At 38.4% G+C, this 19,877-nt stretch carries 22 protein-coding genes; 1 reads left to right on the top strand and 21 read right to left on the bottom strand.

The features are described from left to right. Window positions 1-10: 10 nt before the first annotated feature. The 11 genes from dinG to PH210_RS11015 form a co-directional block, all read right to left on the bottom strand. Window positions 11-2,815 carry an ATP-dependent DNA helicase DinG gene (dinG, locus tag PH210_RS11065; protein ID WP_289985343.1) on the bottom strand — a complete coding sequence of 935 codons (2,805 nt, stop codon included), beginning with the start codon at window positions 2,813-2,815 and terminating at the stop codon, window positions 11-13. A gap of 91 nt (window positions 2,816-2,906) precedes the next feature. Further along, complete coding sequence (gene panD / locus PH210_RS11060; RefSeq protein ID WP_289985342.1) at window positions 2,907-3,290, bottom strand: aspartate 1-decarboxylase; 384 nt, start codon at window positions 3,288-3,290, stop codon at window positions 2,907-2,909. Between the two features lie 24 nt (window positions 3,291-3,314). After that, window positions 3,315-4,163, bottom strand: coding sequence for a pantoate--beta-alanine ligase (gene panC / locus PH210_RS11055; protein ID WP_289985340.1), 849 nt, complete (start codon window positions 4,161-4,163; stop codon window positions 3,315-3,317). Next, window positions 4,160-4,996: a 3-methyl-2-oxobutanoate hydroxymethyltransferase gene (panB, locus tag PH210_RS11050; RefSeq protein WP_289985338.1), complete on the bottom strand. Its 837-nt coding sequence runs from the start codon at window positions 4,994-4,996 to the stop codon at window positions 4,160-4,162. The genes panC and panB overlap by 4 nt, the downstream gene beginning before the upstream one ends. Before the next feature lie 406 nt (window positions 4,997-5,402). Continuing rightward, window positions 5,403-6,380, bottom strand: a complete 978-nt coding sequence (locus tag PH210_RS11045) for a biotin--[acetyl-CoA-carboxylase] ligase (protein ID WP_289985337.1) — start codon at window positions 6,378-6,380, stop codon at window positions 5,403-5,405. After that, window positions 6,365-7,564, bottom strand: a complete 1,200-nt coding sequence (locus PH210_RS11040) for a CCA tRNA nucleotidyltransferase (RefSeq protein WP_289985336.1) — start codon at window positions 7,562-7,564, stop codon at window positions 6,365-6,367. Before PH210_RS11040 ends, PH210_RS11045 begins: the two co-directional genes overlap by 16 nt. Before the next feature lie 10 nt (window positions 7,565-7,574). Next, a complete protein-coding gene (bshA, locus tag PH210_RS11035) occupies window positions 7,575-8,702 on the bottom strand; it encodes an N-acetyl-alpha-D-glucosaminyl L-malate synthase BshA (RefSeq protein WP_289985333.1) in 1,128 nt (375 codons plus the stop codon). 3 nt (window positions 8,703-8,705) lie between these two features. Beyond that, window positions 8,706-9,416, bottom strand: coding sequence for a bacillithiol biosynthesis deacetylase BshB1 (gene bshB1, locus PH210_RS11030; RefSeq protein ID WP_289985332.1), 711 nt, complete (start codon window positions 9,414-9,416; stop codon window positions 8,706-8,708). Continuing rightward, window positions 9,406-9,825 carry a methylglyoxal synthase gene (gene mgsA / locus PH210_RS11025; protein WP_289985331.1) on the bottom strand — a complete coding sequence of 140 codons (420 nt, stop codon included), beginning with the start codon at window positions 9,823-9,825 and terminating at the stop codon, window positions 9,406-9,408. Before mgsA ends, bshB1 begins: the two co-directional genes overlap by 11 nt. 10 nt (window positions 9,826-9,835) lie before the next feature. Beyond that, complete coding sequence (gene dapB / locus PH210_RS11020) at window positions 9,836-10,639, bottom strand: 4-hydroxy-tetrahydrodipicolinate reductase (RefSeq protein ID WP_289985330.1); 804 nt, start codon at window positions 10,637-10,639, stop codon at window positions 9,836-9,838. Further along, window positions 10,632-10,988, bottom strand: coding sequence for a nucleotide pyrophosphohydrolase (locus PH210_RS11015; protein ID WP_289985329.1), 357 nt, complete (start codon window positions 10,986-10,988; stop codon window positions 10,632-10,634). The genes dapB and PH210_RS11015 overlap by 8 nt, the downstream gene beginning before the upstream one ends. A gap of 169 nt (window positions 10,989-11,157) precedes the next feature. On the opposite strand from PH210_RS11015, the gene PH210_RS11010 reads away from it, so the two are divergent. Further along, window positions 11,158-12,030 carry a YitT family protein gene (locus tag PH210_RS11010; protein WP_289985328.1) on the top strand — a complete coding sequence of 291 codons (873 nt, stop codon included), beginning with the start codon at window positions 11,158-11,160 and terminating at the stop codon, window positions 12,028-12,030. 32 nt (window positions 12,031-12,062) lie between these two features. On the opposite strand, the gene PH210_RS11005 is transcribed toward PH210_RS11010, so the two are convergent. The 10 genes from PH210_RS11005 to PH210_RS10960 all read right to left on the bottom strand — a co-directional run bounded on the left by PH210_RS11005 (window position 12,063) and on the right by PH210_RS10960 (window position 19,838). Beyond that, a complete protein-coding gene (locus PH210_RS11005) occupies window positions 12,063-12,743 on the bottom strand; it encodes a zinc metallopeptidase (protein ID WP_289985327.1) in 681 nt (226 codons plus the stop codon). A 62-nt stretch (window positions 12,744-12,805) separates the two neighbouring features. Continuing rightward, entirely contained in the window at window positions 12,806-13,600 is a 795-nt protein-coding gene (gene ypjB / locus PH210_RS11000) for a sporulation protein YpjB (RefSeq protein ID WP_289985326.1), read from the bottom strand. 71 nt (window positions 13,601-13,671) lie between these two features. After that, window positions 13,672-14,265, bottom strand: a complete 594-nt coding sequence (lhaT, locus tag PH210_RS10995) for a lipoprotein heptaprenylglyceryl N-acetyltransferase LhaT (RefSeq protein WP_289985325.1) — start codon at window positions 14,263-14,265, stop codon at window positions 13,672-13,674. A 65-nt stretch (window positions 14,266-14,330) separates the two neighbouring features. Then, entirely contained in the window at window positions 14,331-15,107 is a 777-nt protein-coding gene (locus tag PH210_RS10990; protein WP_289985324.1) for a menaquinol-cytochrome c reductase cytochrome b/c subunit, read from the bottom strand. A 61-nt stretch (window positions 15,108-15,168) separates the two neighbouring features. After that, complete coding sequence (gene qcrB / locus PH210_RS10985) at window positions 15,169-15,843, bottom strand: menaquinol-cytochrome c reductase cytochrome b subunit (protein ID WP_223593471.1); 675 nt, start codon at window positions 15,841-15,843, stop codon at window positions 15,169-15,171. Between the two features lie 3 nt (window positions 15,844-15,846). Beyond that, on the bottom strand, window positions 15,847-16,350 hold the full coding sequence (locus tag PH210_RS10980; RefSeq protein WP_289985321.1) for a Rieske (2Fe-2S) protein: 504 nt from the start codon (window positions 16,348-16,350) through the stop codon (window positions 15,847-15,849). Between the two features lie 140 nt (window positions 16,351-16,490). Beyond that, complete coding sequence (locus tag PH210_RS10975) at window positions 16,491-16,955, bottom strand: YpiF family protein (protein ID WP_289985319.1); 465 nt, start codon at window positions 16,953-16,955, stop codon at window positions 16,491-16,493. A gap of 97 nt (window positions 16,956-17,052) precedes the next feature. After that, complete coding sequence (locus tag PH210_RS10970) at window positions 17,053-17,619, bottom strand: ReoY family proteolytic degradation factor (protein WP_289985317.1); 567 nt, start codon at window positions 17,617-17,619, stop codon at window positions 17,053-17,055. 32 nt (window positions 17,620-17,651) lie between these two features. Next, entirely contained in the window at window positions 17,652-18,917 is a 1,266-nt protein-coding gene (locus tag PH210_RS10965) for a tetratricopeptide repeat protein (RefSeq protein WP_289985316.1), read from the bottom strand. Between the two features lie 24 nt (window positions 18,918-18,941). Continuing rightward, window positions 18,942-19,838, bottom strand: a complete 897-nt coding sequence (locus PH210_RS10960) for a hypothetical protein (protein ID WP_289985315.1) — start codon at window positions 19,836-19,838, stop codon at window positions 18,942-18,944. Between the last annotated feature and the right edge of the window lie 39 nt (window positions 19,839-19,877).

Raw genomic sequence — 19,877 nt, 5'->3', positions numbered from 1 at the left:
CCATTATTTATCATAACCAAGCATGAATAAATTCTACAAGTTCATCCATTGGACCTTTTTTAACCGGCACGGAAGGAATTGATTTCAAAAAAGCCTTTCCATATTTTGTGGTTACAATTCTTCTATCAAATACCACTAAAATTCCTCGATCGTTCTTTGTACGGATCAAACGTCCAAAGCCCTGCTTAAATTTTAAAATAGCTTCCGGAAGTGAGTATTCGGAAAAAGCATTACCGCCTTGTTCTTTGATCACTTGGCACTTTGCTTCCGTCAGCGGTTCGTCAGGCGGGCTAAATGGTAGTCTCACAATCACAAGACAGGTCAAATCCTCCCCAGGAATGTCTACCCCTTCCCAAAAACTGCTGGTTCCTAATAAAATAGCTTTGTCATATCGCTGAAAATTCCGTGTTAATCTCGTACGGCTGCCGCTCGTAATGCCTTGGGCAATCATGACGTAATCATTGAGAAAACCACTTTCTTTAATTAATTCATAGGTTTTCTTTAACATGTCATACGCAGTAAAAAGAAGCATCATTCTTCCATTTGTCGCTTCTGCAAGAGTAATAATATGCTCAGTTATAGCAATTACATATTCATCCAAAGTAACCTCATTGATTTCTGGCAAGTCCTCAGGGATTAAAAGATTGACTTGATGCTTATATTCAAAAGGCGAAGGAATCGTAATTTGTTTCGTCGAGACTGGATCTAATCCGATTTCTTTAATTATATAGTTAAACGAGTTATTTACCGTTAAGGTGGCAGAGGTGATGATTACCCCTTTTTTCACTTGAAATAATTGCTCTTTAAGAGCATTCGCCACAAATGCAGGCTGCGCCAAAAAGGTTGTTACGTTTTGTGGAGAGCGGATATCCATCTCAATCCATTTAACGTCGTGAGAATCCTTTATAAAGCACTTTATGACCGTTTCCCTTAGCATAACTAAATCATTTGAAAGCAGTAAGATTTCTTCCATTTTACTCTTCTGTATATTTGATAAGAAATTTGTCTGTTTTTCTAACAAATGAAGCCGTTCCATAATTGAACCTTGCAGGTCTTTAAGTAAAAAGGAAAACCTTTCAGCACTATGAATAATGCCCTTTGTTTCTTTCCCTTCAGCAGATTTAGAAAAGCGGACTTTGGCACGATAAAAACCTTTTTTGTTAGACAGCTTCTTTTTCGTATAAAGACCGATTAACTTAAAGAATTCATCCATTTCATAGGTAAGGTCCACTATTAGCTGATTCAACTCCTGCCGGGAAGCAAGTTTCTCATTTGTAACACAAATTGAAGATAACAGGCCTTCTAGCTCATAAAAAAGCTGTTTCTGTTCATATAGTCCAAATTGGCCCAATAACAGTCTTGTTGATAAATAATCTAAGGTTGCTCCGAAAAACTGAGATGCAACTTTTTCAAGATGATGACCCTCATCAATAATCACATAGTCATATTCGGGTAAGATTGAGCCATCTCCCTTTATGTCACTTAATAATAACGAATGATTGGTTATAATGATATCGGCGGAAGAGGCCGCCCTTTTTGCTTTTTGGTAATAGTCTTTCTCTTGCCATTCGCGGTTTTGGGAGAATACTGCAGGTTCATTCTTTATTTTATTCCAGTAAATGAGCCCGCCGCTCGAAATATTAAGCTCGTCTTTATCTCCAGTTTCTGTTTCTGTCAGCCAAACAAGTATTTGCATTTTGGTTAACGTGGTATCGTAATTATCGTTTTCATCCAAAAGAGTTTGATAGAATTTTTCCAAACTAATATAATGGTTTCTCCCTTTAAGCAAAACCGAATCAATCTTAAAAGGGAGTATTTTTTCTAAAATCGGAATTTCTTTCTTTAAAATCTGCTCTTGCAGCTGAATAGTATGTGTACTAATTACAATTGGGAGATTTTTCTGCTTGGCAAAATAAGCACTTGGCAAGAGATAACCTAGTGATTTGCCTACACCAGTTCCAGCTTCAATTAAAGTATGCCGCATATTGAATAAAGTCTCATGAACCTCATCCATCATCGTAAATTGACCAGATCTATGCTCAAAATTATCAAAACCTTGTTTAATCAGTTCCATTTTCTCTTCAACATTACCAGGAAACTTGATGTCGATTCTACTTAAGTTTTCTTCTGGATTATTCTTTAAATCCTTTTTTAAGGCAAGATTCTTAAATATCTCAATGGCTTCCGGAAGCTCCTCAGGCTCCATCTTTTTATATTCCAGAAGGTCATCAAGAAGCAGCTGCAGATCACTTTTCAACCCGCCAGAAAGCTGCGTAAGCTGGTCCATTGTGATTAAAGGCAACTGCGATAACTTTCTTAAAAAAATTAGAAAGAGTTCTGCAGTGACCTGAGCATCGCTGTCGGCCTGATGAGGACGGTCATGATTAAGATTTTCTCTTTCTGCTAAATCGGTAAGCTTATAGCCATCTGCGGTTGGATATAAAATCCTGGCCATTTCGACCGTATCCAGAACTGGGCCATAAAACCCCTCGAAGCCTGCCTGAATTAGTTCCTCTTGCAGAAAGGAAAGGTCAAACAAAACATTATGCGCAACAAAATAGGCCCCTTCTAAAAGTTCCGATACTTGCCCGGCAATTTCAGAAAATAAAGGAGCGTCCTTAACCATATCATCATTAATTCCAGTTAGCTCTTCGATAAAAACTGGAATGGATTTTTGCGGATTGACAAGTGATGAGTATGTATTTATGATTATTCCGTTTTCGATGACTACTGCTGCGAATTGGATGATCTTATCGCCTTTTTTGGGAATGTTCCCTGTAGTTTCTAAATCGATAACAACAAATTTATTTGACATCTGATAAACACCCCGAACTTCTGTTCATTAAACGGTATCACAAAAAGACTAAAAAGTAAAAAAGAAAAATCCCCGAAAAAATCGGGGATTACTACATAACTGTAAGTGCTGGTTCTGCATGAAGCAGTTCTTTAATGCGGTTATTCTCATCCATTATCGCCACTTTTGGCTTGTGCGCCGATACTTTCTCTTCAGCCACAAAGGCATAAGATATAATAATGACGATATCACCAGGCTGTACAAGGCGGGCAGCTGCACCGTTTAAACAAACCACACCACTGCCTCTTTCTCCCGGAATAATATAGGTTTCTAAACGGGCTCCATTGTTGTTGTTAACAATTTGCACCTTTTCATTGGCAATCATGCCAACAGCATCTAGAATTTCTTCGTCTATCGTTATACTGCCAACATAGTTTAAATTAGCCTCTGTAACTGTTGCGCGGTGGATTTTTCCGTTCATCATGGTGCGAAACATAGATTTATTTCCTCCCCCTGGTTATTAATTTATATTAATAATTAAATTATCTATCAATCGAACCTTCGTAAATTTAACTGCAAGAGCAATGATAATTCTATCGTTTAATTCTTCCAGTGGCTTAAGCTCTGGATAAGAGAAAATATCGACATAATCGATCTCCCCTTTTGATTCACTTGTTATCATTTCTTTTATTAAGTTGACTAAAGTGACAGGATTACGTTCACCGTGAAAAATGGCTTCCTTTGCAGCCTGCAGGCTTTTATATAAGACGGTTGCTTGTTGTCTATCTTCAGGTAGCAGATTAACATTGCGGGAACTTTTCGCAAGACCATCTTGTTCACGGACAATATCAACTGCAACCAATTCAATTGGAAAATTAAAATCAGAGATTAATCCATCAATGACAGCTACCTGCTGAGCATCTTTAATGCCAAAATACGCCCGTGTCGGCATTATGATATTAAATAGTTTCGTAATGACCGTGGCTACTCCGTCAAAATGGCCTGGACGCGACTTTCCACATAATACATCCGTACGTTTTTCAACGACCACTTTAACTGAAGCAGAACCTGGATACATTTCCTTTACTGAAGGAAAAAAGACATAATCTATTTTCTCTCCCTCAGCTAATGCACAGTCTCGCTCAAAATCACGCGGATAAGTAGAGAAATCCTCTTTTGGTCCAAACTGCAAGGGATTGACAAAAATACTTAATACAACGGTATCATTTTCTTGACGCGCCTTTTTTAACAAGGTTAAATGTCCTTCATGAAGAAATCCCATTGTTGGAACAAAGCCAATTGAATGTCCTTTTTCCTTCAGTTGCCTGATTTCTGATTGCATTTCTTGGATGGTTGTTACGACCTTCATTCTTTACCTCCGTATAAAGCCTTAAGCTCCGTTTCTTTCATGGTAAAAGAGTGTTTATCTTCGGGAAATTGTTTATTTTTCACATCTGAAACGTATGCCTGAATGGATTCAAGCATAAAAGGATTGACTGAATGGTATTGTTTCACAAATTTTGGAACTCGCTCTACACCATATCCTAAAATATCATGATAGACTAGAACTTGGCCATCAACATCAATACCTGCTCCTATGCCAATTACAGGAATGGATAACGACCTTGTTACTTCTTCTGCAAGCTGCTTGGGAACACATTCAAGCACTACAGCAAAAGCGCCTGCTTCTTCGCATTTGATAGCATCATCCAGTAATTTTTTAGCCGCCTCGGAATCTTTACCTTGAACCTTATACCCGCCTAAAACACCGACCGATTGCGGGGTTAGTCCCAAGTGAGCACAGACAGGTATCCCTGCATTGGTTAGTGCAGAGATTTTCTCTAGAACATCGTCAGCCCCTTCGAGTTTAACAGCATGGGCTCCCGTTTCCTGAATAAGACGTCCGGCATTCATTAATGTATCTCGAACCGATAAATGGTAAGTTAGAAAAGGCATATCCGCCACAATAAACGTATCTTTTGCTCCACGTTTAACTGCTTTTGTATGATGAATCATGTCTTCGAGTGTTACTGGGATAGTGGAATCATAACCCAACACCACCATTCCAAGTGAATCACCAACTAAGATTAGGTCAACTCCACCCTGTTCTGCTTGTTTGGCAGACGGGTAATCATATGCCGTTAACATAACAATTTTTTCGTGATTTTCTTTCATCTTTAAGAACTCTGTTGTTTGCTTCATCCTTATTCCCTCCTTTTAATTGGGAGAGGAGATAAAAGGCAGCTGAAGAGCAAATAAAAAGATCCTTCTGAAGGCAGAGGATCTCCGTTACTCATTACTGTTCCATCCCTCTGTCCCGGTCCGTATTTACGGATCTAGGCAGATACCTATTTTAATTTTCGTTTGACGTTAAAGGTGCAGTTCCTTAGGATACTGCCCAATGAAATTATAACAAATTTCTCTTAAAAAGTGTACAAGCTTCTTTATATAAATTGCTGTGTTAAACTTAATTGTTGATTTTTACTCCAGGCGCTTCGCTTTCCGCGGGCGTGCCGGGAAGCCCCGTACTCCCGCAGGAGTATTCGCGCCTTCCGTTCTAATCAACATGGTTTTAAAATGAAAATTTCCTTTACAATCATACTACCGATTAAAGCTCAATATCGGCTGAGTATATATGATGTATCGTACCTAAGTTATCTTCGAGCATTAATACTCCCTCATCAGTAATTCCTAAAGCCTTTCCCTCAATTACATTTGTCAAGGTCCTTGCCTTAAGTACTTTCCCAATGCTTATCGCATAGCTTTCCCATAATAGCCTGATTGGAAGGAAGCCTTGTTCTAAATAAAGTAAATATAGTGTCTCGAATTGTTTAAAGATGCTTCTGATTAAACCGGCTCTAGAGATTGGTTCGCCTTTTTCAATATAAAGAGAACTGGCGATTTCATGCAGTTCAGCTGGGAAATCTTCCTTCTTTTGGTTTACATTTATCCCGATGCCAACAATGATCGAATGGACCCTGTCAGCTTCAGCCTGTAATTCAGTTAAGATACCAGTCACTTTTTTCCCTTTGATTAAAATATCGTTCGGCCACTTTATTTCAGGGGTGAGTCCGGTAAATTCTTCAATTGCCTGAACAACTGCAACCGCTGTTAAAAGGGTTAACTGCGGTGCTTTTGTTAAAGGGATATTCGGACGAAGAATGAGGCTCATCCAAATACCAGTATATTTTGGTGAATGCCATTTACGGTTCATTCTTCCCTTTCCAGACCTTTGCTCTTCAGCAATGATAACCGTACCCTCAGGTACTTCCTCAGAGGCAAATCGGTGGGCAATCTTTTGTGTCGATTCTACACTTTCCTCATAATGGATGTTCCGTCCAATAAAATCCGTTGTTAAACCAAGTCTAATTTCATCAGCCGTTATTTTTTCCGGTGTTTTTACAATCCGATAGCCTTTCCTTCTGACAGCTTCTAATTCGAAGCCCTCTTTCCTTAATTCCTCTATATGTTTCCAGACTGCCGTCCTGGAACAGCCAATTAAATCAGCTAGATGCTGCCCTGATAAGTAATCTTCCCCTGCATTTGTAAAAGCATCAAGCAGTTCCTTTCTTAATTCCGACTGCACTCTACTAGCCACTCCTTAATATCTTGATAATTATTCGCTACTTTCCCTATTAAAATTGCATGTTCAATTTCAAAAAGGGTTTCCTTCAACCAAGGTCCACCACTTTTATTGAACCACTGCATGAGGTCATTACCTGTTACATTCATTTCTGACCGCTCTTTTATCGGCAGCTCTTGATAAACCTTCTTCCAAGAATAAATAGATTTCTTTTCTTCAATTCCTTTTAAAACTAGATAAAGCTTCTCTACTGATTGAATGGTATCAAGCCCGGCAGTATACAAATCATAAACCGTCCATTCCTGTTCAAGTCTTTTGGCTAGGTATGTTAAGGTAATTTGAATATCCCTTACCGCTTTAACCGGCAGTCGCCAGCCTCTTAAAAAAGAATCTGCGTCATTATTTTTTAACTCCAAACAGAAAAGAAGTAACGACCACATTTCTTTTATATTCAGCTTTTCACAATGATAGGCTAATAATAGCTCTAAAAACTTCTTTTGATTTTTAAGGCCCGGCAAATAAGAATATAAATCAGTATCAATCAGGATACTGATTGCTTTTTTTCGATTTTGGCCTGCTAGAAGCTTTTCAAATTCTGTTCTTTTTCGTTCAACAGCAATGTTGTCTAGTAAGGGAATTAATTTTGTTAACGCCGTAATGGTTTGACTTTCCATCGCGAAAGAGAGCTGGCTGACAAAGCGGACAGCTCTCATCATCCTTAATGCGTCTTCCTGGAACCGCTCCATAGCTGAACCGACGGTCTGAATGACCTTTTCGTCTATTGCCAGACGGCCATTAAAAGGGTCAATTAAATTCCCCTGCCTGTCCATCGCTATAGCATTCATCGTAAAATCTCTTCTCTGCAGATCTTCTTTAAGGCTCCGAATAAACGCAACCTCTTTTGGCCTTCGAAAATCCAAATATTCAGCTTCTGTTCTGAAGGTGGTAATTTCATACGATTCATTATTATATATAACAAGGACAGTTCCATGCTCAATTCCAACATCCACAGTTCTTGAGAAGACCCTTTTCACTTCTTCCGGTGTTGCGGATGTGGCGATATCGACATCACTTATTTGTTTATTTAGAAGAAAATCCCTAACTGATCCTCCAACAAAATAAGCTTCATAGCCCGCCTCTTCTAGTTTCATTAGTACTGGAACGGCAGATAAAAATGGTTCAATCATTTCTTTCACCCTAATTCAGCAGCTTAAAGTATATTTGTTCATACTGTTCTACGATGTTGTCCGCTTTAAATTTAGTTGTTGCAGTTTCAACTGACCGTTTAGATAATTGTTGATGGAGTTTCCTATCCATTAATAAAGCAATCGCTTTAGCAGCAATATCTTCAATGTCTCCTACTTCACAAATATACCCTGTTTCACCATGGTTAATAACTTCCGGTAATCCTCCCACATTGGTTCCAATACAAGGCACACCACATGCCATCGCCTCTAAAGCAACAAGGCCAAAGCTTTCCTTTTCTGATAAAAGAAGCATTAAATCACTAATCGAGTATAATTCCTCAAGATTCTCTTGCTTACCAAGGTAAATAACTTTGTCCTCTATTCCTAACTTCCTGACTAGTTTGCAAACGATTGTCATTTCCGGACCATCTCCGACCAGCAATAATTTTGCAGGCATTGACGCTGAAATTTTCGCGAAGGTCTTAATGACATCCTGCACCCTTTTAACAGCACGGAAATTAGAAACATGAATAATGACCTTTTCTTCTTGTTTAATCTCAAATTCACACTTTAAAATATCGGCATTGCTTTTTTTATAGATTCTCTCGTCAATAAAATTATAAACCGTTTCAATTTGTTTATCTGGATTAATAAGTTCAAATGTTTGATTTACAAGGGCTTTGGAAACAGCTGTGACAGAATCTGATTTTTCAATACCAAATTTAATTGCATCGGCAAGTGAAGGGTCATATCCTAAAACCGTAATATCCGTTCCATGTAAAGTTGTCACAATTTTAAGATCCCTTCCGGCCATTTGTTTGGCTAAAATAGCGCAAACAGCGTGAGGAATGGCATAATGAACATGTAAGATATCTAATTTTTCACGATTTGCTACTTCAGCCATCTTGCTTGCAAGTGCAATATCATATGGCGGGTATTGGAAAACGGAATATTGGTTCACTTCTACTTGATGATAGTATATATTGTGGTACATTTTATTTAATCGAAAGGGAATACTCGATGAGATAAAATGAATTTCATGCCCTTTTTCCGCAAGCATTTTCCCAAGTTCCGTTGCAACAACACCTGATCCGCCAACAGTTGGATAGCAGGTTATCCCAATTTTTAGTTTCTTCATCGCTTATTCTCCTATCAAATCACGATTCATAAGGATAGGAACTTTCGTTTTAAAGCCTTCGGCATAAGTTACACCAACCAGCTTTCCAAACATTCTTTCTCTAGCCTCAACTGTTTCAATGTAACCGTTCACTAATGGTGTATCTTCGCTATCATCTGTTTTTTCAAATTGACTTTTATAGGCTCGTAAAGCAGAAAGCTTTTTATCTATAAAGGTTGAAATATCAATCGTAAATTCTGGATTATGGAAACCGTTAATCATATAAAAATAAACCCTTTCCACTCGGTGGGGCATATTTTCTCCATCTGTCTGAAATTTTTTAATCCCCGCTGAAAAAACAGCTTCTTCGACAAGGCGGGCGCAATTCCCGTGATCGGGGTGCCGGTCTTCAAAATAAGGGGCAAAGACAAGTTGAGGCTTGTATGCTCTGATTAATGCTGCAATTTTACGTATGTATTGTTCCTTCAGGAATAAACCGCGATCAGGAAATCCCAATGAAGTTCGGATCTCTACGTTTAGTATTTCTGCCGCTTGTGCCGCTTCCTCTTTTCTTAAGGTTACGTTCCCGTTGGAAGAAAGATCTGCATCTGTTAAATCACATATACCAATTCTTTTACCTTCAGATGCAAGTTTAGCAATCGTACCCCCCATGCCGATTTCAACATCATCAGCATGGGCTCCAAATGCCAAAACATGAAGCTTCTTATTTTCCATTGCTTCCACCATTTTCTTTGACGATATTTCTCCAATCCATTAAACCTTCCTCTAACCCTCTAATTAATAGCTCAGCCGTCCCCATATTGGTAGCAAGAGGTATAGAATATACATCACATAAACGAACAAGTGCGGTAACATCTGGTTCATGAGGTTGTGATGTCAGCGGATCCCGGAAAAAGAACACAGCATCCATTTGATTTTTTGCAATCATCGCCCCAATTTCCTGATCGCCTCCCAGTGGTCCTGATTGGAACCGGGTAATTGGCAGTCCTGTAGCTTCACTGATTCTTGCCCCTGTTGTTCCGGTCGCAAACAATGTGTGTTTGGCAAAAATAGTCTGATAGGCAGTGGAAAATTGTACCAAGTCATTCTTTTTTTTATCATGAGCAATTAAAGCAATATTCATAATTTACCTCCTAATCTAAAATATTTTCTAGTCCATAAACAAAATGATTTTGTTTCATGACTGTTTCGACAGCCACTTTCACTCCAGACATAAAGGAAGCTCTGTTATAGGAATCATGACGAATTGTCAAGGTTTGTCCATCTGCGCCAAATAAAACCTGCTGATGGGCAATTAATCCTGGCAATCGGACGGAATGGATATGCATACCGTCATAGTCCGCACCTCTTGCACCATTAATGGTTTCTTTTTCATTTGGATGACCTTGCTGTTTCTTTGCCCTAACAGAAGATATCATTTCCGCTGTTTTAACTGCCGTACCAGACGGAGCATCAAGTTTCTTATCATGATGCAATTCAATAATTTCAATATCGTTAAAATATTTTGCAGCCATTTGTGAAAATTTCATCATCAGAATAGCGCCAATCGCAAAGTTTGGGGCAATAATACAACCCAATTCTTTTTCCTTACAAATGCGTTCCAGCTCTTCTAAATTATTTTTTGTAAAACCTGTTGTCCCTACAACTGGACGAACATTATATGATAGAGCTGTTGTAGTGTGGTACATACCTACTTCCGGTGTTGTTAAATCTATTAACACGTCTGCATCTACATTTTTCAAACAATTTTCAATGTCCCTATAAACAGGCACACTATGTATCGATTGAAACCCATCAATATCACTTAGCATGATTCCATCGTATTTATGGTCAACAACAGCAACTAATGTAAAGTGTTCCGTTGTGGTTACTAGATTGACTGCCTCACTGCCCATTCGGCCCCGCGGACCGGCAATAACAATTCGGATGTTATTCATTAGACTTATTCCCCATTTCCTCATCTATTCTTGTCCATCTGTTTTTATCCCTCGTATTAAATTTATTCATAACATAATCGTGGGCCTCTTCTAGATCAATATTTAAAGAATTCGCAAGACAAATAATAACAAACAACAGATCGCCAAGCTCTTCCTCAATTGCTTTTTCTGCTTCTGTTGTTTTCTTTGGTTTCTCACCGAAAGTATGGTTTATTTCCCTAGCTAACTCGCCAAGTTCCTCCGTTAGTCTTGCAACCATGGCGAGAGGACTGAAATAACCTTCCTTAAATTGTCCTATGTATGTATCGACCTCTTGTTGAAGGTCTTTCATCGATTTCCCTTTGTCCATTTTCTTCACCTCATAGCTATCATATTTTTCATGTTAGCTAAAAAAAGACTGTTTTACAAATGTTTTCGATTAAAGCGCTCACTTTACTATTTAGATTGCTCCAGTATATTTTATTCGCTATAATAAAAACCGCGATGATAGAGAAAATTATGGTAGAGGAGGAATGTTTATGGTATTAAGCCTTAAAATTAAAAATATATTGTTTATTCTATTAGGTGCAGCCATTTTTTCATTTGGACTTGTAAATTTTAATATGCAGAATAAGCTGGCAGAAGGCGGATTCACAGGGATAACCCTGCTTCTTTATTTCCTGTGGAAGCTAGATCCGTCAATAACAAACCTGGTGTTAAATATTCCTTTATTTATTATTGGATGGAAGCTGCTGGGTCGAAATGTTTTTTTATATACGATCATAGGAACAGTTGGGGTTTCCATTTTTCTTTGGATTTTCCAACGCTATCCTCTAGACATGCCATTGAAAAGTGATTTAACCTTGGCAGCTTTATTTGCAGGAGTTTTTGCTGGTATTGGATTAGGAATTATCTTTCGCTTTGGAGGTACGACCGGCGGCGTGGATATTATTGCAAGGCTTGTTCAAAAATATGCCGGCTGGAATATGGGGAAGACGATGTTTATGTTTGATGCATGTGTCATTGGCTTATCCCTGCTTACATATTTAAACTACAAGCAGGCCATGTATACACTTGTAGCCGTTTTTGTTGGGGCAAGAGTAATTGACTTTATCGTAGAAGGAGCCTATTCCGCAAGGGGAGCGATGATCATTTCGGAAAAAAATGAGGATATCGCCAAAAAAATAATGGATGAAATGGAGCGTGGAGTCACTGCTTTAAGAGGCTATGGATCTTATACAAAAAGTGAGCGTGACGTATTATATTGTGTGGTAGCGAAAAGTGAACTGATCCGCTTGAAAAATTTAGTTACTACAGTAGATCCTCATGCCTTTGTATCCATTTCCATTGTTCATGATGTCCTAGGTGAAGGGTTTACACTAGACGAAAATAAAAAACCAATTCAATCATAAAAGCAATGTCCCTGCCTAGGACATTGCTTCTTTTAATCGTCGTTTCTATTCATACCTGTAAAAATAAAAACCAATCTTAATAATTCCAGAACAGCTACGGCTGCGGCAGCTACATATGTCAAGGCTGCGGCATTTAAAACCTTTTTAGCTTCTCTCTCTTCTCCATGACCAATTAGCCTGAGCGCAGCAATTTGGTCCAGTGCGCGATTAGAAGCATTGAATTCAACAGGCAATGTGATAAGTTGAAAAAGGACGGCTGCTCCCATGAAAATAATCCCCAATAGCAGCATACCGCTAAAATGAAAGAGTATCCCAATCATTATGAGTATCCATGAAGCATTTGAACCAAGATTAGCAACAGGAACCAATGCATGGCGAAAACGCAAGAACGCATATCCTTTTGCATCCTGTATCGCATGACCGCATTCATGGGCAGCCACTGCAGCCGCAGCAATCGAATGACCATGATAGTTATCAGGAGAAAGACGGACTGTTTTCGTCCTAGGGTCATAGTGGTCACTTAAAAACCCTCTCCCTTCTTCAACAGCAACATTATAAAGCCCATTGGCATTCAAAATTTCCCTTGCAACTTCGGCTCCTCGACGATAAGAAGAGGACGGCACTCGAGAATATTTAGCAAAGGTACTTTTAACCCTCATCTGGGCCCATAATGGGATTAGTGCAATGATAATAAAATATAATAGAAATGACATTATAAAACCTCCAAATCAGCTCTTGGTGACTGTCTTGTAATCAAAGCTGCCGATTAGACGCATCAATCCTTTAAATCTCTAGAACGGTCTTTTTTCAACCCTTTTTCACCTTGATACTTTCTCCAGCCAACATATGATAAAGTCATGATAATAATACTTCCGGTTGAGATGATCACCCACCATAATGAAGGATCTGCCTCATCCTCTTCTAAATTGGCAAAAAGGTTTTTTAAATCCGTATCAAGGGCATCCAGTTCCTGCCTGCTTTTTTGATCCTTTACAACTTGCGACCTGTATTCATCAATAAAATTTATTCGGGCATCTAATCTTTGAATATTTTCTACTGGTACATCAATTTTCATACTTGGATAGATAACATTATACAAGGATAAAAACGAATTAAAGCTTGAATGGAAATGAGCAGAATCACCATTTAGGGCCGCATCCTTTGCCTGATGAAAAGCGGTCATAATTTGGTCTTCCATTTCTGTCCATAATGGTTGATGACTAGTGGAAATCGCATCAATGACAAGACGGAATTTCGTAAGTTTATTTATTCTTTCTTCATATTTCATATTTGGGCTTACAGCAGCTTCCATTGCCTCGTCATGGGAGGTGTGAACAATTCTAACCTCATCCATGGTTAAGGGCTGCTTATTACCAGTAATACTAGTGAACTGATCTGAAAAATAATCAAGCAATTTCTTAGCATCTTCGTATCTATGAAACTTCACCATTTGGAGAGCTTCATCGGAAATATCATCAAGCTTCTCCATTGGCGATTGCTGTTTTGCTTGAACTGATATGGGAGTGAGCATCATGATAATTGCTAAAATGATGAACCATTTTATTTTCAATTCTTGTCCCCCCTTTCGTTACTAATTAAAATGTATGAAGGGTTGGACAAGGTTAGACCTGTGATACCAAACTATTTTATATCAAGTTGAAACCGATTTTCCCGGATGCCTAAATAATAGGCAATACCAATTGACAACATCGACAGCCAAAAAGTAAAATAGCCAATTTGCGGGGTATATTGATCAAGCATATGATAGCTTGGCAGCATGAAGAAGACATAGTCAATAACGTCATTATGTAAGGTCCAAATCGCAGTTACAATCAGGTGCCACCATTTTATCCTATAAAACGGAGCATATAATAGTCCTTGTACCGCCATGGCAAAATGGGAGAAAATCAACATATATCCAACAAAATCCAACTCCCCCTGGACAAAATACACTAGGATGTTCATGACAACAGCCCAGATTCCATATTTAAAAAGCGTTACTAAGGCAAGCGATTCTACTAAAGGCCAATTTTTCCTCATTAAAAAAGCAATAAGGACAAAAACAAAAAATAAGCTCGCAGTTGGGCTGTCCGGTACAAAAATGAGAAATTTCGCCGGTGTTTCTTTAAGCTGCCACCCATACCAATAATATCCATATATCGTTCCTGCAATATTAATCACTAGTAAAAGTAATAATACATTTCGATTTGCTAATAGAGGATAAATCCAGCGCACTATGATTCCCCATTTCACTAATTAAGAAAAAAGCTGACGAAAATCGTCAGCTTTCAATCTTTAAATTATTTTTTACCAAGGCCTGAGATAAATTCAGAAAGTGTCTTTAACTCTTCGTCAGAACCTTTGAAAATTCCTGGTGGCATTTTGCCGCCTTTACCTTCTTTGGCAATCTTAGCAATCTCTTCAGGCTTTAAACCTGTACCGATTAGTGTCGGGGCACCAGCACCACCTTGAAAACTATCGCCGTGACAAGTGATACATGTATTTGCACTAGCTATTTTATACCCAGCGCTAGACTTATCAATTTCCACTTTTTCAACAATTTTACCTTGACGTTCTGCAGCAGCCCAGTCATGTGTCGCAACAGATTCCCAAGTTAAATATACAGTAGCAGCTAACGCCAAAAGCATAGCACCAGTCGCGATTGGACGCTTCAATGGGCGGCGTTCCGGTCCACGATCAAGGAACGGAGCTAATAGTAATCCTCCAAAAGCAAGTCCAGGGATAATCATTGCCCCAATTACCGTGTACGGTCCGGAAGCAAATGTATATTTTAGCAATTGATACAAAAATAAGAAATACCAGTCTGGTAATGGAATATAACCTGTATCGGTTGGATCCGCAATCCTTTCAAGCGGAGCCGGATGAGCAACGGTTAAACATAGATAACCAACTAAAAATACTGCTCCTACCATCCATTCTTTCAAAAGGAAGTTAGGCCAGAATGCTTCTGTTTTACCAGGATATTCTGAGTAATCTTTTGGAAGTTTCGGTTTTCGTGCTTCAGGTGCTAACACACGTGAGTCACCAACGAACTTCATACCTTTACCGCGATGCATTGAGCAATCCCCTCCTTTTTCCGTAATAATAAGATAAAATTACAATTTCAGCTAATAAGTTTTAAAGAGGTCCTGAGATACCTTGTCTGCGAATCATGATGAAGTGGGCCCCCATTAGACCTAAAAGAACACCTGGCAGGAAGAACACGTGAATCGCAAAGAATCGAGTTAACGTTTGCGCACCAACAATATGTTCATGTCCAGCTAGTAGAACCTTTACATAGGTACCAATGAACGGAGTTGCTTCGGCAATTTGCAGACCTACTTTTGTTGCAAACAACGCCTTCATATCCCAAGGTAATAAGTAACCTGTAAAACCTAAGCCCAGCATTACGAAGAAAATAAGTACTCCGACAACCCAGTTAAGCTCACGCGGCTTTTTATAGGCACCTTGGAAAAACACGCGCAATGTATGTAAAAACATCATTACAAGTACTAAGCTGGCTCCCCAGTGATGCATTCCACGTACGATTTGTCCAAATGCTACTTCATTTTGAAGGTAATAAACGGACTCCCATGCATTTTTAATATCCGGTACATAATACATGGTTAAAAACATACCAGAGAGAATTTGAATAACAGTAACAAAAAATGTCAGACCGCCAAAGCAATAAACAAACGCTGAAAAATGATGCGCCGGGTTAACATGCTCAGGTACTTCATGGTCTGCGATATCGCGCCACAGTGGCGTAATATCTAAACGTTCATCTACCCAATCGTAAATTTTGTTTAACAATGATTACGCCTCCTTCCGTGGTTCAGCTTTTCCTAGATATAGGAAACCGTCTTTTTCTTTGTAAGGATATACATCAAGCGGGTGAAGTGGTGGTGTACCCTTTATGTTTGTACCATCCTTCGTGTAACGACCATAGTGGCATGGACAGAAGAATTGGTTTGGATGCTCCTTGTCTGTATTCCAGTTAACCGTACAGCCTAAATGTTTACAAGTTGGTGATAGGGCAACAATCTTGTCCCCATTCTTATAAACCCAAGCAGTATTGGTTACTTCAGACTCATACCATGCATCCTTTTGCTTGAAGGTGAAGTCAACCCTTACTGGTTCATCAGTTATTTCAGAAACCTTTTGCTTTGTTGCAATAAAATTACCGGCACCTTCAGTCTTCAATACTGGATCAACTGCAAATCTTACCATTGGCATCAACATTCCAGCTGCCATGAAACCGCCTACACCTGTTAAAGTATAGCTTAAGAATTGACGTCTTGAAACGCGCTCTTTACTCATGCTTATCCCCCCTCTATTAACGAATTTAAGTCCAGCGGACAAAAATTAAACACATATAAAACTAGGACATAACAATGATATATCAATCTGCATGCAAGGTCAATATCATACTATTTTAAAAACATATATTCTGGATAGTTTTACATATTTTCATGCCATTTTTGCGTAAAAAGGGTTAATAGCTGTTTGACTTGACTGTCGATAATCGTTAATTTTTGCGAATCACTCATCTGTTCAAGCGGGATGGCCGGAAGCCAAATTAACGATCCCTTTAATTTTTCGGAGCTTTCTCTCCATTCAATTTCAGAGGTGATATAAAATACGTGTTTAAATTCACTCTGAAAAATACTGGACTCCCAATTGTGCAGTTCATTAAAGACTTTTTCTGTACTATCATTTTTTAAGTATGTAAATGGCGGAAACAAGACTATTCTTCCCGTAAATTGTCTTTCTAAATGACTTGTTAATAAAGTGATAAATTCTGCAGCAGCAGCAGATTGCTTCATTTCCCCCCCAACTGAAACCGAATATAAAGGGACAACAGCGGTATCGACATACTCTTTCGCATTCAAGTAGGTCTCTACCTCTTGAGGTATCCATTTCATAGTGTGCACCAACCTTTAAGAATTCACTATTCCTATATTATCATTTTCTCCAAAAACAATAAAATAATTAAGATGCAAAAGAAAAAAGAAGCCTGCTTTAACGCAGGCTTCCTTTTGGTTCAGCTTGATTTAGTTTATTTAATTTTTCCGTTAACATTTTAAACGCTTGGCGATCTTGTTTATCAAGTGCTTCATCAATCAATTGAAGCAGTTTTTCGCGTTGAAAGCGTTCAATACTGTTTTGCAGCAGTTGTTCAGCAATTACTCCATCTTTCTCGTTAACCTGCAGATGTTTAGGTACAAATGGATTTTCTTCAAGGACTGCTGCATACTGGTGTGCTTGATTTGATGCATGGAAGTTTAATTGAATAAAAATATCTTCGTCCCGGTTAAGCCGAATATCATGAAAGGATTTTTCAGCATCAGTGGTCATGACATTTTCCTTATAAAAGCGAAATGGTACTTTATCTACACAATGGGTAGACATGATCAAACCTCGTGGACAATACTGTGCTTGCTCAACAAAATGAACCTTTTCCATAAGTTGATCGTGGCTCATTAAATAATTTAGAATCCAAACACATTCTCTTCTCTTAAGTTGATAATGATTTAAAAACCATCGTATAAAGTCCTTCTTCTCGTTGACAGAAACAGGGGTTGCCATGATAGTTTCCCTCCTCTGCAAAATCAGCATTTTTAATCTTTAAAATCGTTTAAACGTTCAACCAAGTCAAGGTATTCAAAATTGGTAGGATCCTTAATTAGCAGCTGTTTAAAAATTTCGGCAGCGAGGTCTGATTTTCCTTCCTCAACTAAAAAATATCCGTAATCTTGTAAAAATGCCTCATTGTTCTTAAAAAAAGTATATGCACTTTCATATTTGTCTAATGCGGATGAAAATTTCTCTAATTTCTCTAAAGCAAGGGCAGAATCCCATAAAAATTGGGGTTCTTCATCCTCAGCAATGTCAAGGGCTGAAATTAAATCCAGCACATCCTCATGCCGCTCTTGTTGGAATAGAAGCTTATTTAAGGTTAGAGCAGCCTCGGTAAAGCCGGGATCTAAGGCTATTGCCTCCCGAAAAAGCTGTTCTGCCTCCTCAATCTTTCCAAGCTTAATAGATATTTTTCCTCCGTAGAAAAATAATTCTTTATTAAATTCGTCTTGCTTAATGCCTTCTTTAATTGCACGTATGCTATTTTCAAGCTCTTCTTCCCGCTCATATGCCATGGCAAGATGGAGGTAAAGTGAATGATATTCTGGGTCTAGTTCTTTTAATTCATTGAACTTCTCAATGGCAGTTCTGTTATAACCTGCCTGTAGCGCTGTAAAAGCATAGCCAAATAATGTATTAATTTCTAACTTTTCATCCAGCGCTTTATCATAGTAGACTAACGCTTCTTCAAAGAGGCCAGAAGTACTTAACAGGTCTGCCATTCTCTGGTGAATATTGACTCCGGCAATCTCACTTTCTTCTGTTAAAACTTTTTCATAAGCAGCCATGGCTTGCCTTATTTCGCCCTGTTCACTATAAAGCTCGCCCAGGGCAAAATCGATAATGATTTCATTAGGCAATATTTCCTTAGCCTTAAGCAGCTTATTTTCACAGACCTCATATAAACCTTGAACTTGGTATAGGTCCGCTAATAAAAGTAATGACTGCCCAAAATTAGCATCATGTTCTGAAATTTTTTCCAAAATTAGAATGGCTTCTTCCTCTTCCCCCGCTTCAATTAGAATCTCACTTAATAGTACAAGCAGTTCACCCTCCTCAGGGTACATTTCTAAAAGGTTCTCAACAAGTGCCTTTGCTTCATCAAGAAAACCATACTGATACAATTCTTCACTTAGAAGATATTTTTCATCAGGCATTCCGCTTTGTAATAAAACATTATATTCATTTAAGGCCTCATTATGTTGGCCGTTTTCTAACATAGAAATAATTTTATTAACTCTGTCCATTGACTTCTACCTCTTCCCCTAAATTTACAAAGAAAAATAAGCTGGGGTTCGCACTTTTACATGTTCTCCATATCCTGGTTTAAATAAAACCTTTTCCCCAGACCGAACAACCTTTCCTTTGTGAACTGTAACTACAAGTCTATCACCATGATAATGAAATAATTTCTGTTCATCAACATTCATGATTCCTCTTCCCTTTACATATAAATTATAGCTTAATTCAGTGCCATTCATAAGGCTCGCCATATGGGGATAGAGTCCTAAATGATTTAATGCATTGATTGAAAGTGGCAGGTCTTCTTTTAGCTCTTCGTAAAAAGCGGAAATTTTTTCATTTTCCATGATACTTTTCCATTTCGACAAAGTGAAGCCAGCTTCCTTCTTATTTGAAGTAGAAATTATTGGAATTAATGGACTATTGAATGGGAACAAGGCTTCCCTGATCCATCCCCATGGCATATTGGCTAATTCCTCTGGACATCTTATTTCAACAAAAATAGCTGGTACTTTTTCTTTTTTGCATTTTCGGATAAATGACGGGGTTAAAAGGCGAACAGGGATTTTTACCGCAATGACAAAGTCAAGCGGGCTGTTGAGTAGTGTCATCTTCATTTCATTGATTCTTTCAATTAGTTCATTTTCAAAGTTAACTTGGACAAATGTAATTAGAGCCGTGGATCCTTTTAATAAGAATCGATCGATAAACATCGTTTTCAAATCCCGGAAGGAAATATCAGGTGAGATTTTAGAATTTAACAGAACATAAGAGGGGGTCATGATATACGGTTCAACATTCATTTTCATCAAACGATAATGCTTGGAACTTCTTTGTATTGACTCGATTCGGTCTTCCCTAATGATGAGTGAACAGGTTGTTAACCGCTTATCTTTAAGGATATTGGCATTTTCAATGATATACATTGTCCACCCACCCTTTAATATTCTCTTAAGACAAGCTAT

It is taken from the genome of Paenibacillus sp. BSR1-1, from assembly GCF_030403775.1.
Lineage (GTDB): Bacteria > Bacillota > Bacilli > Bacillales > Cytobacillaceae > Neobacillus.
Note: the sequence above shows the minus strand (reverse complement) of the source record. Positions and strands in the feature narration are given on the sequence as shown.

What these genes read in the sequence shown, in the direction of transcription:
- dinG (WP_289985343.1), bottom strand. Translation starts at nt 2,815, where the DNA reads ATGTCAAATAAATTTGTTGTTATCGATTTAGAAACTACAGGGAACATT.
- panD (WP_289985342.1), bottom strand. Translation starts at nt 3,290, where the DNA reads ATGTTTCGCACCATGATGAACGGAAAAATCCACCGCGCAACAGTTACA.
- panC (WP_289985340.1), bottom strand. Translation starts at nt 4,163, where the DNA reads ATGAAGGTCGTAACAACCATCCAAGAAATGCAATCAGAAATCAGGCAA.
- panB (WP_289985338.1), bottom strand. Translation starts at nt 4,996, where the DNA reads ATGAAGCAAACAACAGAGTTCTTAAAGATGAAAGAAAATCACGAAAAA.
- PH210_RS11040 (WP_289985336.1), bottom strand. Translation starts at nt 7,564, where the DNA reads ATGATTGAACCATTTTTATCTGCCGTTCCAGTACTAATGAAACTAGAA.
- bshA (WP_289985333.1), bottom strand. Translation starts at nt 8,702, where the DNA reads ATGAAGAAACTAAAAATTGGGATAACCTGCTATCCAACTGTTGGCGGA.
- bshB1 (WP_289985332.1), bottom strand. Translation starts at nt 9,416, where the DNA reads ATGGAAAATAAGAAGCTTCATGTTTTGGCATTTGGAGCCCATGCTGAT.
- mgsA (WP_289985331.1), bottom strand. Translation starts at nt 9,825, where the DNA reads ATGAATATTGCTTTAATTGCTCATGATAAAAAAAAGAATGACTTGGTA.
- dapB (WP_289985330.1), bottom strand. Translation starts at nt 10,639, where the DNA reads ATGAATAACATCCGAATTGTTATTGCCGGTCCGCGGGGCCGAATGGGC.
- PH210_RS11015 (WP_289985329.1), bottom strand. Translation starts at nt 10,988, where the DNA reads ATGGACAAAGGGAAATCGATGAAAGACCTTCAACAAGAGGTCGATACA.
- PH210_RS11010 (WP_289985328.1), top strand. Translation starts at nt 11,158, where the DNA reads ATGGTATTAAGCCTTAAAATTAAAAATATATTGTTTATTCTATTAGGT.
- PH210_RS11005 (WP_289985327.1), bottom strand. Translation starts at nt 12,743, where the DNA reads ATGTCATTTCTATTATATTTTATTATCATTGCACTAATCCCATTATGG.
- PH210_RS10990 (WP_289985324.1), bottom strand. Translation starts at nt 15,107, where the DNA reads ATGCATCGCGGTAAAGGTATGAAGTTCGTTGGTGACTCACGTGTGTTA.
- PH210_RS10980 (WP_289985321.1), bottom strand. Translation starts at nt 16,350, where the DNA reads ATGAGTAAAGAGCGCGTTTCAAGACGTCAATTCTTAAGCTATACTTTA.
- PH210_RS10975 (WP_289985319.1), bottom strand. Translation starts at nt 16,955, where the DNA reads ATGAAATGGATACCTCAAGAGGTAGAGACCTACTTGAATGCGAAAGAG.
- PH210_RS10970 (WP_289985317.1), bottom strand. Translation starts at nt 17,619, where the DNA reads ATGGCAACCCCTGTTTCTGTCAACGAGAAGAAGGACTTTATACGATGG.
- PH210_RS10965 (WP_289985316.1), bottom strand. Translation starts at nt 18,917, where the DNA reads ATGGACAGAGTTAATAAAATTATTTCTATGTTAGAAAACGGCCAACAT.
- PH210_RS10960 (WP_289985315.1), bottom strand. Translation starts at nt 19,838, where the DNA reads ATGTATATCATTGAAAATGCCAATATCCTTAAAGATAAGCGGTTAACA.